This is a genomic window from Glycomyces buryatensis, from assembly GCF_004912275.1.
GTDB classification, from domain to species: Bacteria; Actinomycetota; Actinomycetes; order Mycobacteriales; family Micromonosporaceae; genus Glycomyces; species Glycomyces buryatensis.
In genome coordinates this window covers 80,285-97,606 of record NZ_STGY01000042.1, presented here as the reverse complement: position 1 = coordinate 97,606, position 17,322 = coordinate 80,285, and the positions used below count along the sequence as shown (strand labels likewise).

Sequence of the window (17,322 nt, the reverse complement as noted above, 5' to 3'; positions counted from 1 at the left end):
CCGCCCGGGCCGCCGGCGCCTGGGTCCACGTCGACGGCGCCTTCGGACTCTGGGCGCGGGCCTCGCGCCACCGCCACCTCACCGAAGGCGTCGACGGCGCCGACAGCTGGACCACCGACGGCCACAAATGGCTCAACACCCCCTACGACAGCGCAATGGTGATCTGCCGTGACCCCGAGGCGCTGGCCCGCGCCATGAACGCCGACGCCGACTACGCCACCTCCGCGGTCGACTCCCAGAAGAACCTGGTCCTGGAGTTCTCACGGCGAGCCCGCGGGATCCCGGTCTGGGCGGCGCTGCGCACGCTCGGACGCGACGGCGTCGCCGACCTCGTCGAACGCACCGTCGACCTTGCCGCGCTGGCCGCCGAGCGCCTGCGCGGCAGCGGGTACACGGTGCTCAACCGGGTCGTCCTCAACCAGGTCCTGGTCCGGGCTGGCACTCCAGCAGAGACGATCCGAATCCGCGAGGCGGCCCAGCGCTCCGGCCGGACCTGGTTCGGCCCGGCGGTGTGGGGCGGCGAGCCCGCATTCCGGATCTCGGTGTCCTCCCACCGCACCCGCGCCGAGCACATCGAGGACCTGACCGACCTGCTCGCGGAGCTACGCCGGAAATAGTCACGACTCAGGCGGGCTTGCGGAACAACAGGCTCGCGGATTCGAAGCCGCGTCGGCTGTGCGCCGGTGACTGCTCGATCATCCGGGCCGTCTCGGTGAGGCCCGCGTCCTCAAGGAGCGCGGCGACGCGATCGAACGAGAGCCGGTAGGCGAGTGCGACTTTGTGGTCGAACGGCCAGGCCAGTTGCGAGGCATCGGTGTTCCCGAAGAAACTGAGCAGCAGATGGCCACCGGGTGCCAGAACTCGATGGAACTCGGCGAACACGCCGGGGAGGTGCTCGGGCGGGGTGTGGATGATCGAATAGCGGGACAGGATGCCCGCGAGCGCGTCGTCCGCGATTTCCAAGGAGGTCAACGATCCCTCGGTGAAGGTGATGTCCGGGTGCTCCCGGCGTGCGATCGCCAGCATTTCGGGCGACAGGTCGACACCGAACACGTCCGCGCCGAGGTCGCGCAGATGACCGGTGAGCAGGCCGGGCCCGCAGCCGATGTCGGCGACCGTGCCGGGCGGGGTCGCTCCCGCGAGTTCAGCGAGCACGCCCACCAGCGCGCGATCCAGCGGAAAGTCCTCCGCCGTGTTGTGGGACAGCTCGGCATACTGCTCGGCGGCCGCGTCATACGAGTCACGGGTCGTGCGAAGGAAATCAGGTTCGCTCACGCCTTCGCACCATACCCGGATCGGGACAGCTGCTTCGGTGCGGTTCAGCGCCGTAACCCGAGATCCGCTGCGACCCACCCAATCCGGACCGGACCGGCTCAAGCCGACTCGATCCAGCGGGCCTTCCTGGCGGTCCGGCGCAGAATGCGCAACAGCAGCGGACCGGTCAGCACGATCAGCAGCGCCGTGGTCACGGCCCGACCCAAATCCCAACCCAGCGACGTCGCCAACGAATAGGCGACGAGGCGCGACGCGTTCTCGCCGGGCAGCGCCCCGGGCACATACGCCAGGTTCCCCTGCGTGATCGCATACGGCCAGAACGACATGTTCAACAGCAACCCGAACGCGAGCGACGCCACCACCGCATACACCGCGAGCATCGCCAACTCGCCCACCCGCCCCCGCCACGCCGCCGGAGCCCGACCAGCACCCGGCAGCAGCCCCGCGCCCAGACCGACGAACGCCGCCGCGAACATCTGATACGGCATCCACGGCCCCACCCCACCCGTCAGCAGCGCCGACGCGAACAGGCCCGTATTGCCCAGAATGAACCCGAACGCCGGACCGAACACCCTGCCCGCCAAGATGATCAGAAAGAACACCGTCTCCACGCCCGCCGCGCCCGCCCCGAACGGCCGCACCGCCGCCACCACCGCCGACAGCACCCCCAGCATCGCCACCGCCCGCGCGTCCATCCCGCCGTCCGACAACTGCACCAGCACCACCGCCGTCACCACCGGCAGCAACAGCGCGAACATCCAAGGCCCCGACGACGTCTCCGTCAACGCCCCGCCCGGCGACGCCAACAGCGGCCACGCCGTCGCCACCAGACCGAACCCCGCCGCCAGCACCACCGCGAGCGACCCGCGCCAATGGACACGCGGCCGCGGGTCAATCGTCCGCATCGCCACCGCCCAGCGCCGCCACGACTTCCTCCACCGTCAACCACCCCGGCACGATCTTCTCCACCTGCGGCGCGAACATCGGCGAGGCCGAAACGATCTCGCGCGCCGGACCATCCGCCACCACCGCCCCGTCCGAGAGGATCACCACCCGAGAAGCGAACTCCGCCACGAACTCGACATCATGGGTCGACACGATCACGCAGTGCCCAGCCTCCGCCAGCCGCCGCAACCGCACCGCCAAAGCACCCTTCCCCGGATAGTCCAGCCCCCGCGTCGGCTCGTCCAACAACAGCAACGGCGGCGCCGCCGTCAACGTCACCGCAAGCGCCAGCGCCAAACGCTGCCCCTCCGAAAGATCACGCGGATGCGCCCCGGAGTCGACGGCCTCGACCAAATCGTCCAGAATCTTCGCGCACGTCCCCGGCGCGGCACCCGAATCCCGGTCGGCCCCATCGCACTCGGCGGCAACGGTCTCCGCATACAGCAGATCCGCCGGCTCCGACGGCACCAGGCCCGCCAAGGTCCGGCGACGCCCGGCCTTGAGCCGCGCCGGATCCCGCCCGCCGACCGTGACCGTCCCACCCGCGCGCCTGCCCGTCCCCTGCAACGCCCACAGCAGACTCGACTTGCCCGAACCATTGCGCCCCATCAACGCCACGCGCTCGCCGCGAGCAGCGGCCAGATCCACCCCGTCCACCGCCCGCACCCCCGGATAGTCGACGGTCAAGGCGTCCGTCCACAGCAGTGCCGGACCGACCGCGGCCGCGGCATCCGACGGCACCGACTCCACGGCGAGGGCCGCCCGCAGCGGCGCCGCATGACGACGGGCCTCGCGGATCGTCACCGGCGGCCCCGCCCAGCCCGCGACCTTCCCGAGCCGCACCACCGGAGGCGCCACCGGACTCACCGCCAACACCTCCCCGACCGAACCGGCCATCACCTTGCCGCCGTGCAGGAGCAGCGCCGAATCCGCATACTGCGCCACCCGCTCCAGCCGGTGCTCGGCGAGCAGCACCGTCACCCCCAGATCATGGACGAGACGGTGCAGCGCCGACAGCACCTCATCGGCCGCACCGGGATCGAGGGCCGACGTCGGCTCGTCCAGCACCAGCGCCGACGGCCCCGCGACCAGGGCCGCGCCGATCGCGACCCGCTGGCGCTGGCCGGAGGAGAGCGCGGCCAGGGTGCGGCCGCGTACGTCGGCGAGGCCGAGGAGGTCGACGATCTCGGTGACGCGCTTGCGCATCACGGCGGGTGCGAGGCCGAGTTGTTCAGCGGTGTAGGCGAGTTCGAGTTCGACGTCGTCGGTGACGAAGCCCGCCAGGGGGTCTTGGGCGACGTAGCCGACGATGTCGGCCAGGTCGGCCGGTGCGGCGCCGCGCACGCTGCGCCCGTTGACGTGGATGTCGCCGGCCATGGTGCCGCCGGTGAAGCGCGGGACGAGGCCGTTGATCGACTGGAGCAGCGTCGATTTCCCCGCGCCGGTCGTGCCGACAAGCAGGCAGAACTCGCCTTCGGGAATGTCGAAGGAGACGCCGTCGAGGACCGGGTGGGCATCGTAGCCGAACGTCACGTCGGCGAAGTGGATCATGCGGGGCCCTCCTTGGTCTGCGTGGGTACCAGCATGGCCGGTGCGGCGGCGAGGAGCACCCCGCACGTGGCGGCCAGGGGCAGCGGCGGCACCTGGGGCGGATTCGTTGCCGGCCACAGCAACCCGAATTCGAAATATCCTGAGAGGACGGTTCCGGCGACGGCGGCCGCACCGGACGCGAGGATCGCCCAGTCGCGGGAACCGAAGGCGTCCGGGCGGTAGCGGGTGTGCGGGACGCGCTTGGAGGCGAAGGCGATACCGCAGGTCGCGGCGGCCGCGCCGGCGGCGAGGAGGCCCCAGGCGAGGGGCGAGGGGATGACCGAGGACAGGGAGGCGTACGCGCCCGCGCACAACCCCAGCAGTCCGATGAGGAGGAACGCGGAGGTCGTGCGCCGGGCGGGCGCCGGGATTCCGGCGGATCGGCCGTAGCCGCGCGAGGCCATCGCGGCGGCGAGCGCGAGCGACCGGTCGAGCGCGTCGTGCAGGACGGGGGCGACGACCGTGCGCATGAGGTCGGCGGGATTGCGTCTGGTGTTGCCGCGCAGGGCGCGCGCCCTGCGGATACGGGCGACGCCCTGCACCAGCTGGGGGGCGACCGAGAGGGCGACGACGACCGCGACGCTCACCTCGTACAGCGCGGCCGGGACCGATCGCAGCAGTCGGCGCGGGCTCGCCAGGGCATTGGCGGCGCCGACGCACACCAGGAGCGTGGCGAGCCGCAGGCCGTCGTAGAGGGCCGCTAGGGCGCCCTCGAGGGTGACCACGCCGCCGAGCCGAAAGCCGGCGGCCCAGTCCGGGAGCGTCACCGAGGGCAGCGCGAACAGCACTGTGGACCCGTCGGAGCCGCCGAAGACGACATAGAAGACCATGCGAACGGCGATGGCGCTCAAACCGATGAAGAGGAACACCCGATAGGCGCCCGACCACGGCTCGTCGCCGCGACAGAAGACGACGACGAGTCCCGCGACGGCGGCGATGAGGAGCAGCAGCCACGGATTGCCGGTGCGGCTGGCGGCGGTGGCGAGCAGCAGCGCCCACCCCCACCAGGCGACCGGATGCGCGCCGCGCCGCCTCGGACCGGACCCGTTCGCGCCGTGGCCGCTCACCTCGTGGCCTTTCGCGGTGCGACCCGGCGCGCCGGACCCCCGCGGAGCGGCCGCTCTGGCGCTGCGCGCGTTCACGTGTGCTTGCCGGCCCGCAGCCGCCATATGACCAGCCCGGCGATTCCGGCGAGGACGACGACGGCGATCAACCAGGTCGGCGAGCCGCCCTCGTCCTCATCGGAGACATGGTCGGCGTCGGCGGCGGCCGCCTGCCTGGGCGAGATCGAGGGCGGGGCGGTGCCGTCGCCGAAGACCCAGCCTTCGAGGTCGCCCTCGCCCGGTTCGGCCTGCGCGGCGCCGACGCTGGAGAACGTCCACTTCGTGTCGCTCGCCGAGGCCCTCCAATACGCCCAGGAAGCGCCGGCCGGAGGCGCGACGGCGCAGTCGGTCTCGGGCAGGTCGTCGATGCGGCACACCATACCCGGGAACGAGGCGACCTCGGTGATGTCGAATCCGGCGCCGATGAGCGCATCGAGCCCGTCGGCGGGTGCCTGGGCGCAGCCGATCGCCGGTTCGGTGTCCGCGCCGGTGGCGACGGAGCCGAAGTCGACCACGACGGTCACGCCCTCGCAGTGGCCATGGGCCGCCGCGGGAGTGGCCGGAATGAGGACGGAGGCCAGGACGGCGAGTGCCGCCCCGGCCCCGGCCAGCGTCCGCGAGGGACTGACGGTCATCAGCCGCGCTGGTCCCGGTCGGATCCGTCGCCGCCCTCGCCAGCGGATCCGTCCTCGGATTCGCCGGTCTCGCCAGTCTCGTCGGCATCCGCGGCATCGGAAGCGGCGCCGCCCTCGGCCGCACCCTCGGCGCCGCCGTCACCGCCGCGGCGGGCGCGGACGATCAGGTAGGCGACGAGCGCGATCAACAACAGCGCCGCGGCGACGATGACCCACGGAATCCACGCATCGGAGTCGGAGGAGACCGCCTCGTCGGCGGGGCTGGCGGCGTCGGTCCCGCCCTCGCAGTCCAGGACCGGGATGTCAGCGGTCGACTCGGAGGCGTCGAGCGTGGCCAGGTTCTGACCGGCGACGGCGACGAGCGACTGCGCGGTCGCCAAGAGCCGCATGGACTCCCCGTATTCGGGATCCTCGGGGTCGGACGCCATGAACGCACCGGCCGCATCGGTGTCGCAGCCCAGCTGGAGTTCGATGAGGAACGAAGTGGCCCGCTCGGCCGCGCCCGAGCGCTCGGTCGCAAAGAACGCCTGCGCGGCCATCGCCGTCGAGGAGGCGTTCTCGCCGAATCCGGCGTCGAAGCCGCCGTTCTCGGACTGGTTGTTCTCCAACCACATCACCGCGCCGTCGAGCGCGGCGGTGACGTCATCGCCCTCCAAGACCGCGAGAGCGGCGACGGCGATGCCGGTGGTGTCGGGGTCGGAGACGCAGTCGGCGCCGCCGTCGGCGTCCACGTCCGCGTAGCTGAAGCCGCCGTCATCGCACTGGGCGGCGGCGAGCGCGGCCCCCGCCTCGGCGTTCGCCCCCTGGTCGGTGCGCGACAGGCCCAGGACCGCCCAGGACGTGTTCTGGACACTGCCGTCGCCGAAGCCGCCCGTCTCGGTCTGGGCGGCGGTCACCTCGGCGGCGAGCCTGATCCCGCCGAAATCGGTCGGGTCCCCGCCCGCGGTGGCCACGACGTACATGACCTTCCCGGCGCCGCCCGCATTGAGCGCGGGGTCCTCGGACTCGTCGCTCGGAGGGTAGACATAGGAGGAGAGGACGTCCTCGTCATTGAGCCATTCGAGCGTGGTCTGGACCTGGTCGGTCCCCACGCGCGCGGCCATGAGGCCGATGACCGCGTCCAGGGAGGTGCCGATGTCGCCGTCGGACCAGGACGGCCCGTCCGCCTGGGCGGCGAGCCAGGCCGCACCGGCCGCCGCCGGGGCGGCGAACGGCTCGGAGTCCTGGGCGTGAGCCGGGGCAGCGGCGGTGCCGAGAACGGCGATGGGCAGAACCGCGGCGGCCGCCGCTGTGAGCAGTCGCCGTTTGGGCTGATGGCGCATTGCCTGACCTTTCCTGAAGCGCGCGGGGTCTCGGGCAGGCGGCGGCGCCGCAAGCGCCCGCAGACCACGACAGGCGTTGACAATAAAGACGGGCGGCCGGTGGGCATTCGGGCTCACGCGGGTGGACCGAGCTGTAACAAAGGGTAATGTGCTCGATTGGTGTTCGAAGACGAACCGCGACTACCGCTGCGGGTCAGCGCCGGCTTCCGACCGGACTTTCCCCACAGGACGCCATTGAGTTTCGGCTCATTGTCCTGCCCGGTGGCGCAGCGTGTCAAGCAGGTCGCGCGGCGAGTGGACCCGTTCACCCTCCCGTCGCCCACCACCACCCGAACTGGAGTGAACACCTCCGCCATTGTTTCCACTGGAGTAACTTCCGCCCTGTGGTTATTGACCCGTAGCGCCGAGTGTCGATACGGTTCACAACGTGAGTAGAAATAAGAATGCCGATTTGGACAGAGCGCTCCGTGCCGCGACCCGGGTCTTCCTGGAGCGCGGTTTCTCCGCGACCTCCATGTCGGACCTGGTGGCGGCGACCGGAATGAACCGCGCGGGCCTGTATTCCGCCTTCGGCTCCAAGCACCAGCTCTACATCACCGCACTCGCCCGCTACCGAGAGGACACCGAGCCCGAACTGCGGGCGATCGCCCGCAGGGCCCTCGACCGGCCGTCCTCCGAGCGACTGGACGCGCCCCGAGTCGTCGCCGACCTGCTCGAAGTCGTTGCCCGACATAGCAAAGAGGGCGGATTCGTGGTGAGGGCCGCCGTCGAGCTGGCCGACGACCCGGCGACGGTGCGAAGGGTCCAAGAGGCCTGGGCCGAGCTCGAACGCGATCTGGCCGCGATCCTGGCACTCGCGGTCGAGCGCGGCGAGATGGACCCGGCCGCCGACCCGGAACGGCTGGCGCGGACCGCGCTGGTGTTCATTCAGGGGTCCTTCGTGGTGGGGCACGCCGACGAGGACGACCGGCGCCTGAACGACGCGGCCGCCGGATTGGTGGACCTCTTGGGCGGTGTGGCGACTGCGAGCCCGTAATCGGCTAAAACGCATTCGTGTCATTCGTTCGTTCGCCATGTACATGTCCGTCCCGGTCACCGGGACTCGGCACATAGGACTAGAGGCGAGAGGCACCTAGGATCCGTTCCAGCATCGAGACCGCGACCGTTGCCGCGGCGGCGCCGACTCAGGCCGCTCGGGCAACTGACGCACGACGAAGCGGGTCGCGCCGACGACGCGACCCGCTTCCTCATGCGTCCTACAGGCCTTCGGCGACCGCCGACCCGATTCGCAGCCACGCCCCCATCGATGCCTTGCTCAGCGAGTCGTAGCGGATCGGCTCGCCCGAGTCCAGGAGCTTCTCGTACGGGGCCAGCAGGACCGCGCGGGTGCGGGCCGCGAAGTGCCGCTGGACAGCGGGCAGATCGACGTCCTTGCGGTGCGCGGGCATCGACACCACCGACACCGCACCGCGCACCAGGTCGCGGCGGCCGGTCTGCTCCAGGTGGTCGAGCATCCTGGCGGCCGTCTCGGCCGAGTCGTTGCGGGCGGACATGGTGATCACGAGCTGGTCGGTGGCGTCGATCGCGGCCTGCCAGTTGGCGGCGCGCACATTGTTCCCGGTGTCGACGACGATGAGCTTGTAGAAGCGGGAGACGGCCTCGCGCAAATCCCCGAAGGCCTGGGAGGTGAGCATCTCTCCGGCGGTGGCCGATTCGTCGGAGGCGAGCACGTCGAACATGGCCCCGCCCTGGGCGCGCACATACTGCGACAGGTCGCCGACGCGGCCGGTCGGGCCCCGGAAGTGGTCGAGGTCACGCAGCAGGTCGCGGACGGTGCGGACATGGAAGTCCTGCTGGGCCCGCATGCCCAGCGTCCCTTGCGTCTCGTTGTTGTCCCAGGCCAGGACGTAGCCGCCGCGATGGCAGCCGAAGGTCATGGCGAGCATGAGGACCGCGACGGTCTTGCCCGCGCCGCCCTTGGGATTGACGACGGTGATCTGGCGCAGGCCCCCGAAGTTGCGGCGCACCGTCTCGACGGCGTGGCCCCTGGCGCGCTCGCGGGGGCTGGGCGGCAGGGCGACCATGCCGAAGCTGAAGCGGTGGAGCGCGCCCCGCAGACCGGTCTCGGCGACGGGCGGGCGCGGCGGGACGACGCGGCGGTTGGCGAAGTCGTCGGCGGTGACGCCGAGGCGCTCGAGCGTCCCGGGCTGGTCGGGGAAAGCGGGCCCGGTCGCCGAGAACGGCACCGGGACCGACCCCGGCGAAGGCGTCGGCGCAGGTGGCGCACTGTGCTGGTAGGCCGTTTCCGGTGGCGCACTGGGCCAGTGGGTGCTCGGCTGCTGACCGCCGAACGGCGGGGCGCTGCGAGGCTGGTCGGCCTCGGGCGGCGCACTGTACTGCCGGTTCGGCGCCGCGACTTGGTAGTGGTTCACCGATGGCGGGGTACTGTGCTGGCCGTTCATCTCCGGTGCCGCCCCAGGCTGCTCGCTCCCCTCCGGCAGGGAGCCGAGCCGCTGGTCCACCTCTGGAGGGGCACCGTGCTGCTGACTCGCACTGTGCTGCTGGTTCACCCCTGGCGGGGCACTGGGCTGTTCGTTCACCCCGGGCGGCGCACTGGGCTGTTCGTTCACCCCTGGCGGGGCGAACGGCGACCACCCTGGAGCATCGGGCCGGTGCAGAGGCACGGTGTCCTCTTCGGTGTGCTCCATCGGGACTCCCTAGGCGAGACTGCGGTTACCCGACCTATTGTGGCCTATCGGTGGGTCATCGAGTGGGAACTCCGCGTTGCTCTATCGCCTGGTGTCAGACCGTCTACAGCAGTCGGGGCTGCTCAGGGCCCGAACGGGTCACCGGAACCATCCCGAAAGGACTGAACAGTCCCTGGTCCACATCGGCCAGCAGAGGCGAGCCGGCGCCGGTGTGGCTGACGTAGGCCAGATCGCGGGTGCGGCTGAGCACCACGTACAGCTCGCGGCGGGCCTGGGGCGTGTTCGGCCAGGCCTCGGCGGTCATGCCGGTCAGGCACACCACCCGATACTCGCCGTCGGCCGCTTCGGCGACGGAGATGCCGTCGGGCCCGATCACCGCGAGCTCGTCCGGCGAGACGCCTAGGTCGGCGAGTTTGCCGGTGAGCTGCTCCACGAAGTGCTTCTCGTCGTCGGCGTCGACGGCGAAGCACCGCCCGATGCCCGAACCCTCCAACGCGGGGCGCTGCGGCTGGGTGAGGCGGCCGGGGACGCGGCTGATCGGCTCGATGACCTGGGAGGCGGCGACCAAGACGGCCGCGGCGCTGCGATGGTTGCGCGAGAGACGCACGACGTGAGCCTGCGGGAATTGGTCCGAGAACGCGCTGAACGCCTCCCCGGTCCGGTCCGGGCCGAGCGCCGAATCGGGGTCGCCGGTGGCGGTGACATCGGCGGCGGAGCCGCGCTGGTCCATGAGCTGGCGGTATAGCCGCATCGGCATGCGCGGCAGGTCATCGACGAAGAGATGGCCGAGTTCGGGCGGCGCCGCGGTGGCGAAATCGCCGAACTCCGCGATGGTGATCGTCTTGGCTTCGCGGCCGATGAGCGAGGCGAGCTCGCGGCGGACGCGGGCCGCGCCGGAAGCGGAAGCGGCCAGGACCAGGCATTGCCGGGCGGGGATGCCGAGCTCCTGGACAAGGTAGGCCACGCGGCGGATGAGCAGATGGGTCTTGCCGGTGCCGGGGGCGGCGTTGATGAGCAGGGGACCGGGACCGGCGGAGGCGGCAACACGCTGCATCGCGTCCAGGGAGTCGAGCAGTCCGGCTCCGACCTCGTCCATGCCTGTGAGCAGAGGCGCGGACTCCTGCCAGGGGTCCGGGGTCTGGGTCGTCAATGCCGGCTCGGGCATCGGGACGGCCTCCCGCGAGGACTTGGCGTGGGGCCGGTGGGCGCGGCGCCGCCTCTCGGCGGTGGACCGCATGCCGGCTGACAGCTCGAACAACGGGGACGCCACCTGTGTTTGCTTTCGTTCATCAGGACGGCGCACCCGGCCATCCTCGCAGATAGGCGACGCACCGGCCGAGGCGGCTCCCTGGGCCGTAGGAAACCTCGCGATAGGTGCGGGTGCGCGACTGGCGGTCGCGCACCCGCGCATTACTACCCGCGGGTGGCCCTGGCAGGAGCCGCGTGCGGGGCGCCCCGCACGCGGTCTTGTATCGCGGTGCTCGAGACCATCAATTCCTCCTCACCGCTGTCCTGCCAGGGCCATATCTCGCACTCCTCCAACCACCGGCGAGACACTCCTTACTTCAAAAACACAAGCATTTCATCCCTGCCCAAAGCCGCCAACAATAATTTCGTGCCTGTGGATAACTCTGCGGGAAATAGATGAATTGCCTGGGTAAGGCCTGTGGATAACCCCGAGAGGGGGTCAGCCGCCCGCGAAAGGGGGCAGCACTTCGACCGTTGTTCCGTCGGCCAGTGCCGTCGTGCCCTCGCGTGCGGCGCGGCCGTCGACCAGGATTGTCGAGATGGACAGGACCTTGTCGAGGCCGGGGCCGTGTTTGGCCGCGAGTACCGACTTGAGTTCGGCGATGTCGGCCGCTTTCACCGTTTCTTCGGCCGTTCCGGCCGCCGCGCGTGCGCCCGCGAAGTATCGGACCGTCACCGCCATGAAGTCACCGCCGCATTCGTCAGCACTGCGTTCAGCCTCCGATTGCCGACATGGGTCGGGCCGGCTGGAGGAACGAGGGGTCGTCGATGCCGTGTCCGGGGAGCTTGCCCCACATGGCCTCGCGCCAGCGTTCGGCGATTTCGGCGTCGCTCGCGCCCGAGCGGGCCAGGTCGCGCAGGTCGGTCTCGGTGCGGGAGAACAGGCAGTTGCGGACTTGGCCGTCGGCCGTGAGGCGGGTGCGGTCGCAGTCGCCGCAGAAGGGCCGGGTGACCGAGCCGATGATGCCGACTTTCGCGGGTCCGCCGTCGACCAGCCAGGTTTCGGCGGGTGCCGAGCCGCGGTGGTGCGGGTCGGGGACGAGGTCGAATTCGGGGCGGAGGGCTTCGAGGATTTCGGCGGCGGTGACCATGTTCTCGCGCCGCCACACTCCGCCGGCGTCGAGTGGCATCTGCTCGATGAACCGCAGCTGGTAGTCGTGCGCGAGGGCGTAGCGGAGCAGGTCGGCGGCTTCGACGTCGTTGACGCCGCGCATGAGGACGGTGTTGAGTTTGACCGGGGCGAGGCCGGCCGCGGCGGCGGCCTTGATGCCGTGCAGGGTCTGGTCGAGCCGGTCGCGTTTGGCGAGCGCGATGAACGTGTCCGGGTTGAGGGTGTCGAGGGAGACGTTGACGCGGTCGAGTCCGGCTTCGACGAGGGGCTCGGCGAGGCGTTCGAGCCCGATGCCGTTGGTGGTCAGGGAGATCTCGGGCCGGGGTTCGAGCTGTGCGGCGGCGGTGACGATGTCGACCAGGCCGGGCCGCAGGAGCGGTTCGCCGCCGGTGAAGCGGACCTCGGTGACGCCCAGGTCGCGGACGGCGATGGCGACGAGGCGGCCCACCTCGTCATCGGTGAGCAGTTCGGGCTTCGGCAGCCACGACAGGCCTGCTTCGGGCATGCAGTAGGTGCAGCGCAGGTTGCATTTGTCGGTCAGCGACACCCGAAGGTCGGTCGCGGTGCGGCCATGGCGGTCGCCGAGGCCGGGGCCGCCGCTTGCGGCCGGAGAGCCGTGCGTTGGTGCTGACATGAATCGAGCCTAGTTCGTCAATATGACACTTTCGTAAAGTGAGACACGATTCCCATCAGCTGAGCGCGATAGGTGCGGCCGAAGAGGGTGGTGTGGATCAGGAGGGGGAACAGTTGGTGGAGGCCGACGCGTTCCTCCCAGCCGTCGGCGAGCGGGCTGACCTCGGTGTATCCGGCGAGGATCGCGTCGAAGTGGGGGACGCCGCCCCACAGGCGCAGGTTCGCCAGGTCGGTCTCGCGGTGGCCGCCGTGGGCGGCGGGGTCGATCATCCAGGCGCGTTCGGTGCCCCAGTGGACGTTGCCCCACCACAGGTCGCCGTGGGTGCGGGCGGGTGTTTCGTCAGAGCCTGCGAGGGTCGAAAGACGGGCGGTGAGGGCTTCGACGGCGGCGACGTCGGCCGCGTCCAGTGCGCCGTTGTCGCGGGAGGGCCGCAGGTACGGTTCGATCCGTTTCGCCGCGTACCACTCGGCCCAGGTCGCTCCGGCCGGGTCGTTGTCCATGAAGGTCTCGCCGATGTAGCCGCGCCAGGGCGCGCCGAAGCGTTCGGCGCCGGCGCCGTGCATGAGGGCGATCTGGCGGCCGAGTTCGGCGGCGTGTGCCGCGTTCGGTTCGGCCGGTTCGATCCACGGTTCGACGAGGAGCCGGTCGTCGGCGTAGAGGACGTCCACCACCGAGTCGGTGGCCTCGCGCAGCCAGCGCAGCCCGTTCGCTTCGGCGGCGAGGTAGCTGGGGCGTTCGTTCTCGGCGAACTTCGCGAACAGCGAGGTGCCGTCGTCGAAGGTGAGGCGCTGCGCGGATGCGGAGGCCTCGGTCTTGACCGGGGTGGTGCGCACACGTTGATGCTCGATGAGTTCGGGCAGCAGGTGCAGTCGTCCGGTGCCTGAGGCGGTGTCCACGGGGTCAACGGTAGCCGAGGGGGCCGACAGGTCCGGGGAAGCGCGAAGGCCGGACCGCGGAGCGGTCCGGCCCTGGCGGGTTGTCGTCAGGAGAGCTGGGCGACGACGTAGTCGATCGCTTCGGTCAGCTTCGCCGTGTCGGCGGGGTCGACGGCCGGATAGGTGGCGATGCGCAGCTGGTTGCGGCCGAGCTTGCGGTACGGCTCGGTGTCGAGGATGCCGTTGGCGCGGAGCACCTTGGCGATCTCGGCGGCGTCGACGCCGTCGAAGTCGATGGTGGCGACGACGTTGGAGCGGAGCTTCTCGTCGGTGACGAACGGTTCGGCGAAGTCGCGCGAGGCGGCCCACGAGTAGAGGGTGCCGGCGCTTTCGGCGCAGCGCTTCGTGGCCGCGTCGAGTCCGCCGGCGGCGTTGAGCGCGTCGACCTGCTCGGCGGCGAGGACGACCGTGGCCACCGCGGGGGTGTTGTAGGTCTGGTCCTTGCGGGAGTTGTCGATCGCGGTCTTCAGGTCGAGGAAGGCCGGGATGTAGCGCCCGGAGGCGGCGATCTGCTCGGCGCGCTCGATGGCGGCGGGGCTCATGATCGCGATCCACAGGCCGCCGTCGGAGGCCAGGCCCTTCTGCGGGGCGAAGTAGTAGCAGTCGGTCTCGTTCAGGTCGACGGGCAGGCCCGCGGCCGCGGACGTGGCGTCGTGCAGCATCAGGCCGGGGGCCGCGACGCGCTTGACGTCGATGGCGACGCCGGTGGAGGTCTCGTTGTGGGGGGCGGCGTAGACGTCGACGCCGTCTTCGGCGGTCAGGTGCGCCGCCGATCCGGGCTCGCCGGTGATGATGGTCGGATCTGCCAGGTGCGGGGCGATCTTGATCGCCTTGGCGAATTTCGAGCCGAACTCGCCGAACGTCGCGCACTGCGCCTTGTCCTGGACGAGGCCGAACACGGCGACCTCCCAGAACGCGGTGGTGCCGCCGACGCCGAGGACGACCTCGTATCCGTCGGGCAGCGAGAACAGGTCGGCCAGGCCCGAGCGCAGGCGCCCGACCTGGTTCTTGACGGCGCTCTTGCGGTGGGAGGTGCCCATGACGGAGGAACCCATGCCCGCCAGCGCGCCCATTGCGGCCGACGGCACCTTGGAGGGGCCGGAGCCGAATCGTCCGTCGGCGGGCAGCAGGTCGGCGGGGATGGTGATCGGGTCGGTCACGTTCGGCTCCGTTCTGGTCGTTCCTGCGCACACTGTAAACCCGATCGGTCGGCTTCGATACGCGCGGTGGTCCCTGGTGGCCGGGCGGCACACAGACGGACGGCCCGCGAGCCCCGGTGGGGGAGGCTCGCGGGCCGTCGTCAAGCGGCGGTCGAGGGTGTTACTTCCAGCCCTCGACGTCGGCGGGCTTGCGGGGGCCGGGGCCGACGTAGGTGGCCGATGGGCGCACGATCCGGCCGAGCTTCTTCTGCTCGAGGATGTGGGCCGACCAGCCGGCGACGCGGGCGCAGGTGAAGATCGGGGTGAACAGGTCGGCGGGGACCTCGGCGAAGTCGAGGAGGACCGCGGACCAGAACTCGACGTTGGTGGCGAGGACGCGGTCGGGCTTGCGGGCGTGGAGTTCGGCGAGTGCGGCGGCCTCCAGTGCCTCGGCGACCTCGTAGCGGGCCGCCCCCAGGCGCTTGGCGGCGGCGCGGAGCACGCGTGAGCGGGGGTCTTCGGCGCGGTAGATGCGGTGGCCGAAGCCCATGAGGCGCTCGCCGGAGTCGAGGAGATTCTTGACGTAGCCCTCGGCGTCGCCGGATTTCTCGACGCCTTCGATCATGTGCAGGACGCGTGAGGGGGCGCCGCCGTGGAGCGGACCGGAGAGTGCGCCGATGCCCGAGGAGATGGCGGCGGCGGCGTCGGCGCCGGTGGAGGCGACGACGCGGGAGGTGAAGGTGGAGGCGTTCATGCCGTGCTCGGCGGCGGACATGAGGTAGGTGTCGACGGCTTCGACGTGGCGGGGGTCGGGTTCTCCGCGCCAGCGGCGCATGAAGCGCTCGGTGATGGTCTCGGCTTTGTCGATTTCCGACTGGGGGACGGCGGGGCGGCCGGCTCCTCGGGCGGACTGGGCGATGAACGACAGTGTGGTGACCGAGACGCGGGCGAGGTCGTCGCGGGCGGTGGCGTCGTCGATGTCGAGGAGGGGTTTGAGGCCCCAGTAGGGGGCGAGCATGGCGACGGCGGCCTGGGCGTCGACGCGCGTGTCGCCGGACGAGACCGGTACGGGTACGGGCTCTGCGGCGGGTAGGCCGTCGCCGAAGCGGCCGTCGACCAGCAGCCCCCAGACATCGCCGTAGGTGCTCTCGCCGACCAAGTCTTGGATGTCGACACCGCGGTAGCGGAGCGATCCACCCTCCTTGTCGGGTTCGGCGATCTCGGTTTCGAAGGCGATGACGCCTTCGAGGCCGGGCTTGAACTCAGACATCGTTGTACTCCTGAGTGGTTGTCCCTGTGGTTGCCGACCGGGGGCTTCCGGGAGGCGACGGTTGGTAGTTATTTGTGAAATGGTGCCTCAAGCCGGGAGTGGACGGAAGTCCCCGCGCCCGCAGGGTGATCCTCACAGGCGTCCTAGAAGGCGCGCAAAATATGAGACAGGCGACGTGAGCGTGGGTATTTATACTAGTTTGTCGGTTTTACTGGGAGGGTTTCGATAACGAGTCTTGTTGGTTTCGACGGTTCGCTGCGATCTCGCCCACATCGACACGCGTGCCGCAGGTCATCGGACATGAGCTAACGTCAAAGCACATCCTGCGCACCGCGAACAACATGGAGGTACCCCCGATGGCGCTGTCTGGCGAACAATGGGCCATCGCCTATGCCGACCACGAGGCCACCATTGTCGCCGTCGGCGGCGGCGTGCGCTCCTACACCTACAAAGGGCGCCACATCGTCATGAGCTACGGCGACGACGAGCTGGCCCCGGGTTGGTCGGGGCATGTCCTGGCCCCTTGGCCCAACCGCGTCCGCGACGGCCGCTACTCCTTCGGCGGCGAGGACTTCCAGCTCCCGGTCAACGAGATCGAGACGAACACCTCCCTCCACGGCTTCGTCGCCTGGGCCCAGTGGACGGCGGTCGAGGTCACTGAAACCTCCGTCACCCTCGAATGCCGCCTCCCGGCGCGGCTGGGCTACCCGTGGACGATGCTGCTGCGGACGCGCTGGTCGATCGGCCCCGGCGGTCTGCGCGCCGCGCACACCGTCTCGAACCCCGGTATCCGCACGCTGCCGTTCGGCATCGGCACCCACTCCTACTTCGTCCCCGGTTCGCTGGAGCGCATCGACGAGGCCACGCTCCACGTCCCGGCCTCCAAGAAGCTCAAGCTCGACAAGCAGCAGATCCCGGTGGGCGACGAGGCCGGCGACCTCGCCAAGCCGACCGTCCTCAAGGACCACGTCATCGACGACTGCTACGGCGGCCTGACCCGCGGCTCGGACGGCAAGGCCGAGGTGCGCCTGGCCGACCCGGTCTCGGGCTCTGCGGTCACGGTGTGGATGGACGAGTCCTTCGACTGGGTCCACATCTACACCGCCGACGGCCTCGACGGGGACCGCAACCGCGCCTCGGTCGCGATCGAGCCGACCACCTGCCCGCCGAACGCGCTCGCCAGCGGCGAGGACGTGGTCGAGCTGTCCCCCAGCGAGGCCTGGTTCGGCGTGTGGGGCATCCGTCCCGAATAGCGTTTCCAATCGAGTGAGGGACCGTCGCATCGCGACGGTCCCTCACTCGTCTTTGTCCCTCCATATCGGGAGATGACGTCCACTCGCGTACGACACGCCGAGTTATCCACAGGCGCGGCCGGTCCAGCACCGAAACGTGCTTTCTGAAATGTCC

General features: G+C 70.4%; 14 protein-coding genes, 2 pseudogenes and 1 riboswitch. Of the genes and pseudogenes, 3 read left to right on the top strand and 13 right to left on the bottom strand.

The window, feature by feature from the left end; translation table 11 throughout:
- The coding region (locus FAB82_RS27495; RefSeq protein ID WP_246039570.1) for a pyridoxal phosphate-dependent decarboxylase family protein at nt 1-617 on the top strand (617 nt) is incomplete at its 5' end.
- Between the two features lie 7 nt (nt 618-624).
- Here the strand turns inward: FAB82_RS27495 and FAB82_RS10855 are convergent.
- The 6 genes from FAB82_RS10855 to FAB82_RS10830 form a co-directional block, all read right to left on the bottom strand.
- Nucleotides 625-1,275, bottom strand: a complete 651-nt coding sequence (locus tag FAB82_RS10855; protein ID WP_136534557.1) for a class I SAM-dependent DNA methyltransferase — start codon at nt 1,273-1,275, stop codon at nt 625-627.
- Nucleotides 1,276-1,373: 98 nt separating this feature from the next.
- Nucleotides 1,374-2,180 carry an ECF transporter S component gene (locus tag FAB82_RS10850; RefSeq protein ID WP_136534556.1) on the bottom strand — a complete coding sequence of 269 codons (807 nt, stop codon included), beginning with the start codon at nt 2,178-2,180 and terminating at the stop codon, nt 1,374-1,376.
- Nucleotides 2,167-3,771, bottom strand: coding sequence for an ABC transporter ATP-binding protein (locus tag FAB82_RS10845; RefSeq protein WP_136534555.1), 1,605 nt, complete (start codon nt 3,769-3,771; stop codon nt 2,167-2,169). Before FAB82_RS10845 ends, FAB82_RS10850 begins: the two co-directional genes overlap by 14 nt.
- On the bottom strand, nt 3,768-4,877 hold the full coding sequence (locus tag FAB82_RS10840) for an energy-coupling factor transporter transmembrane protein EcfT (protein WP_246039569.1): 1,110 nt from the start codon (nt 4,875-4,877) through the stop codon (nt 3,768-3,770). Before FAB82_RS10840 ends, FAB82_RS10845 begins: the two co-directional genes overlap by 4 nt.
- Before the next feature lie 71 nt (nt 4,878-4,948).
- Nucleotides 4,949-5,548, bottom strand: a complete 600-nt coding sequence (locus FAB82_RS10835; protein WP_136534553.1) for a hypothetical protein — start codon at nt 5,546-5,548, stop codon at nt 4,949-4,951.
- Entirely contained in the window at nt 5,548-6,870 is a 1,323-nt protein-coding gene (locus FAB82_RS10830; protein ID WP_136534552.1) for a prenyltransferase/squalene oxidase repeat-containing protein, read from the bottom strand. The genes FAB82_RS10835 and FAB82_RS10830 overlap by 1 nt, the downstream gene beginning before the upstream one ends.
- An 81-nt stretch (nt 6,871-6,951) precedes the next feature.
- Nucleotides 6,952-7,148: riboswitch (cobalamin riboswitch) on the bottom strand.
- A gap of 173 nt (nt 7,149-7,321) precedes the next feature.
- Between FAB82_RS10830 and FAB82_RS10825 the strand changes: the two genes are divergently transcribed.
- Nucleotides 7,322-7,906, top strand: a complete 585-nt coding sequence (locus tag FAB82_RS10825) for a TetR/AcrR family transcriptional regulator (RefSeq protein ID WP_211116517.1) — start codon at nt 7,322-7,324, stop codon at nt 7,904-7,906.
- A 220-nt stretch (nt 7,907-8,126) separates the two neighbouring features.
- On the opposite strand, the pseudogene FAB82_RS28870 reads toward FAB82_RS10825, so the two are convergent.
- The 7 genes and pseudogenes from FAB82_RS28870 to FAB82_RS10790 all read right to left on the bottom strand — a co-directional run.
- Nucleotides 8,127-9,575: pseudogene (locus tag FAB82_RS28870) on the bottom strand (chromosome partitioning protein); the annotation flags it as partial.
- Between the two features lie 106 nt (nt 9,576-9,681).
- Nucleotides 9,682-10,689 (bottom strand): annotated as a pseudogene (locus tag FAB82_RS10815) (UvrD-helicase domain-containing protein); the annotation flags it as partial.
- 576 nt (nt 10,690-11,265) lie between these two features.
- Nucleotides 11,266-11,508, bottom strand: coding sequence for a MoaD/ThiS family protein (locus FAB82_RS10810; protein ID WP_136534549.1), 243 nt, complete (start codon nt 11,506-11,508; stop codon nt 11,266-11,268).
- Between the two features lie 31 nt (nt 11,509-11,539).
- Nucleotides 11,540-12,571, bottom strand: coding sequence for a GTP 3',8-cyclase MoaA (gene moaA / locus FAB82_RS10805; protein WP_136534548.1), 1,032 nt, complete (start codon nt 12,569-12,571; stop codon nt 11,540-11,542).
- 17 nt (nt 12,572-12,588) lie between these two features.
- Entirely contained in the window at nt 12,589-13,467 is an 879-nt protein-coding gene (locus tag FAB82_RS10800; protein WP_136534547.1) for a fructosamine kinase family protein, read from the bottom strand.
- Nucleotides 13,468-13,553: 86 nt separating this feature from the next.
- Nucleotides 13,554-14,666: a phosphoserine transaminase gene (gene serC / locus FAB82_RS10795; protein WP_136534546.1), complete on the bottom strand. Its 1,113-nt coding sequence runs from the start codon at nt 14,664-14,666 to the stop codon at nt 13,554-13,556.
- Nucleotides 14,667-14,826: 160 nt separating this feature from the next.
- Nucleotides 14,827-15,915, bottom strand: a complete 1,089-nt coding sequence (locus tag FAB82_RS10790) for a citrate synthase 2 (protein WP_136534545.1) — start codon at nt 15,913-15,915, stop codon at nt 14,827-14,829.
- Nucleotides 15,916-16,271: 356 nt separating this feature from the next.
- Here FAB82_RS10790 and FAB82_RS10785 point away from each other — a divergent pair, with 356 nt between their 5' ends.
- Nucleotides 16,272-17,168, top strand: coding sequence for an aldose 1-epimerase family protein (locus FAB82_RS10785; protein WP_136534544.1), 897 nt, complete (start codon nt 16,272-16,274; stop codon nt 17,166-17,168).
- The last annotated feature ends 154 nt before the right edge of the window (nt 17,169-17,322 follow it).

Excerpts from the sequence above, each read along its gene's own strand:
- FAB82_RS10850 (WP_136534556.1), bottom strand. The coding sequence starts at position 2,180 with ATGCGGACGATTGACCCGCGGCCGCGTGTCCATTGGCGCGGGTCGCTC.
- FAB82_RS10845 (WP_136534555.1), bottom strand. The coding sequence starts at position 3,771 with ATGATCCACTTCGCCGACGTGACGTTCGGCTACGATGCCCACCCGGTC.
- FAB82_RS10835 (WP_136534553.1), bottom strand. The coding sequence starts at position 5,548 with ATGACCGTCAGTCCCTCGCGGACGCTGGCCGGGGCCGGGGCGGCACTC.
- FAB82_RS10830 (WP_136534552.1), bottom strand. The coding sequence starts at position 6,870 with ATGCGCCATCAGCCCAAACGGCGACTGCTCACAGCGGCGGCCGCCGCG.
- FAB82_RS10810 (WP_136534549.1), bottom strand. The coding sequence starts at position 11,508 with ATGGCGGTGACGGTCCGATACTTCGCGGGCGCACGCGCGGCGGCCGGA.
- moaA (WP_136534548.1), bottom strand. The coding sequence starts at position 12,571 with ATGTCAGCACCAACGCACGGCTCTCCGGCCGCAAGCGGCGGCCCCGGC.
- FAB82_RS10790 (WP_136534545.1), bottom strand. The coding sequence starts at position 15,915 with ATGTCTGAGTTCAAGCCCGGCCTCGAAGGCGTCATCGCCTTCGAAACC.
- FAB82_RS10785 (WP_136534544.1), top strand. The coding sequence starts at position 16,272 with ATGGCGCTGTCTGGCGAACAATGGGCCATCGCCTATGCCGACCACGAG.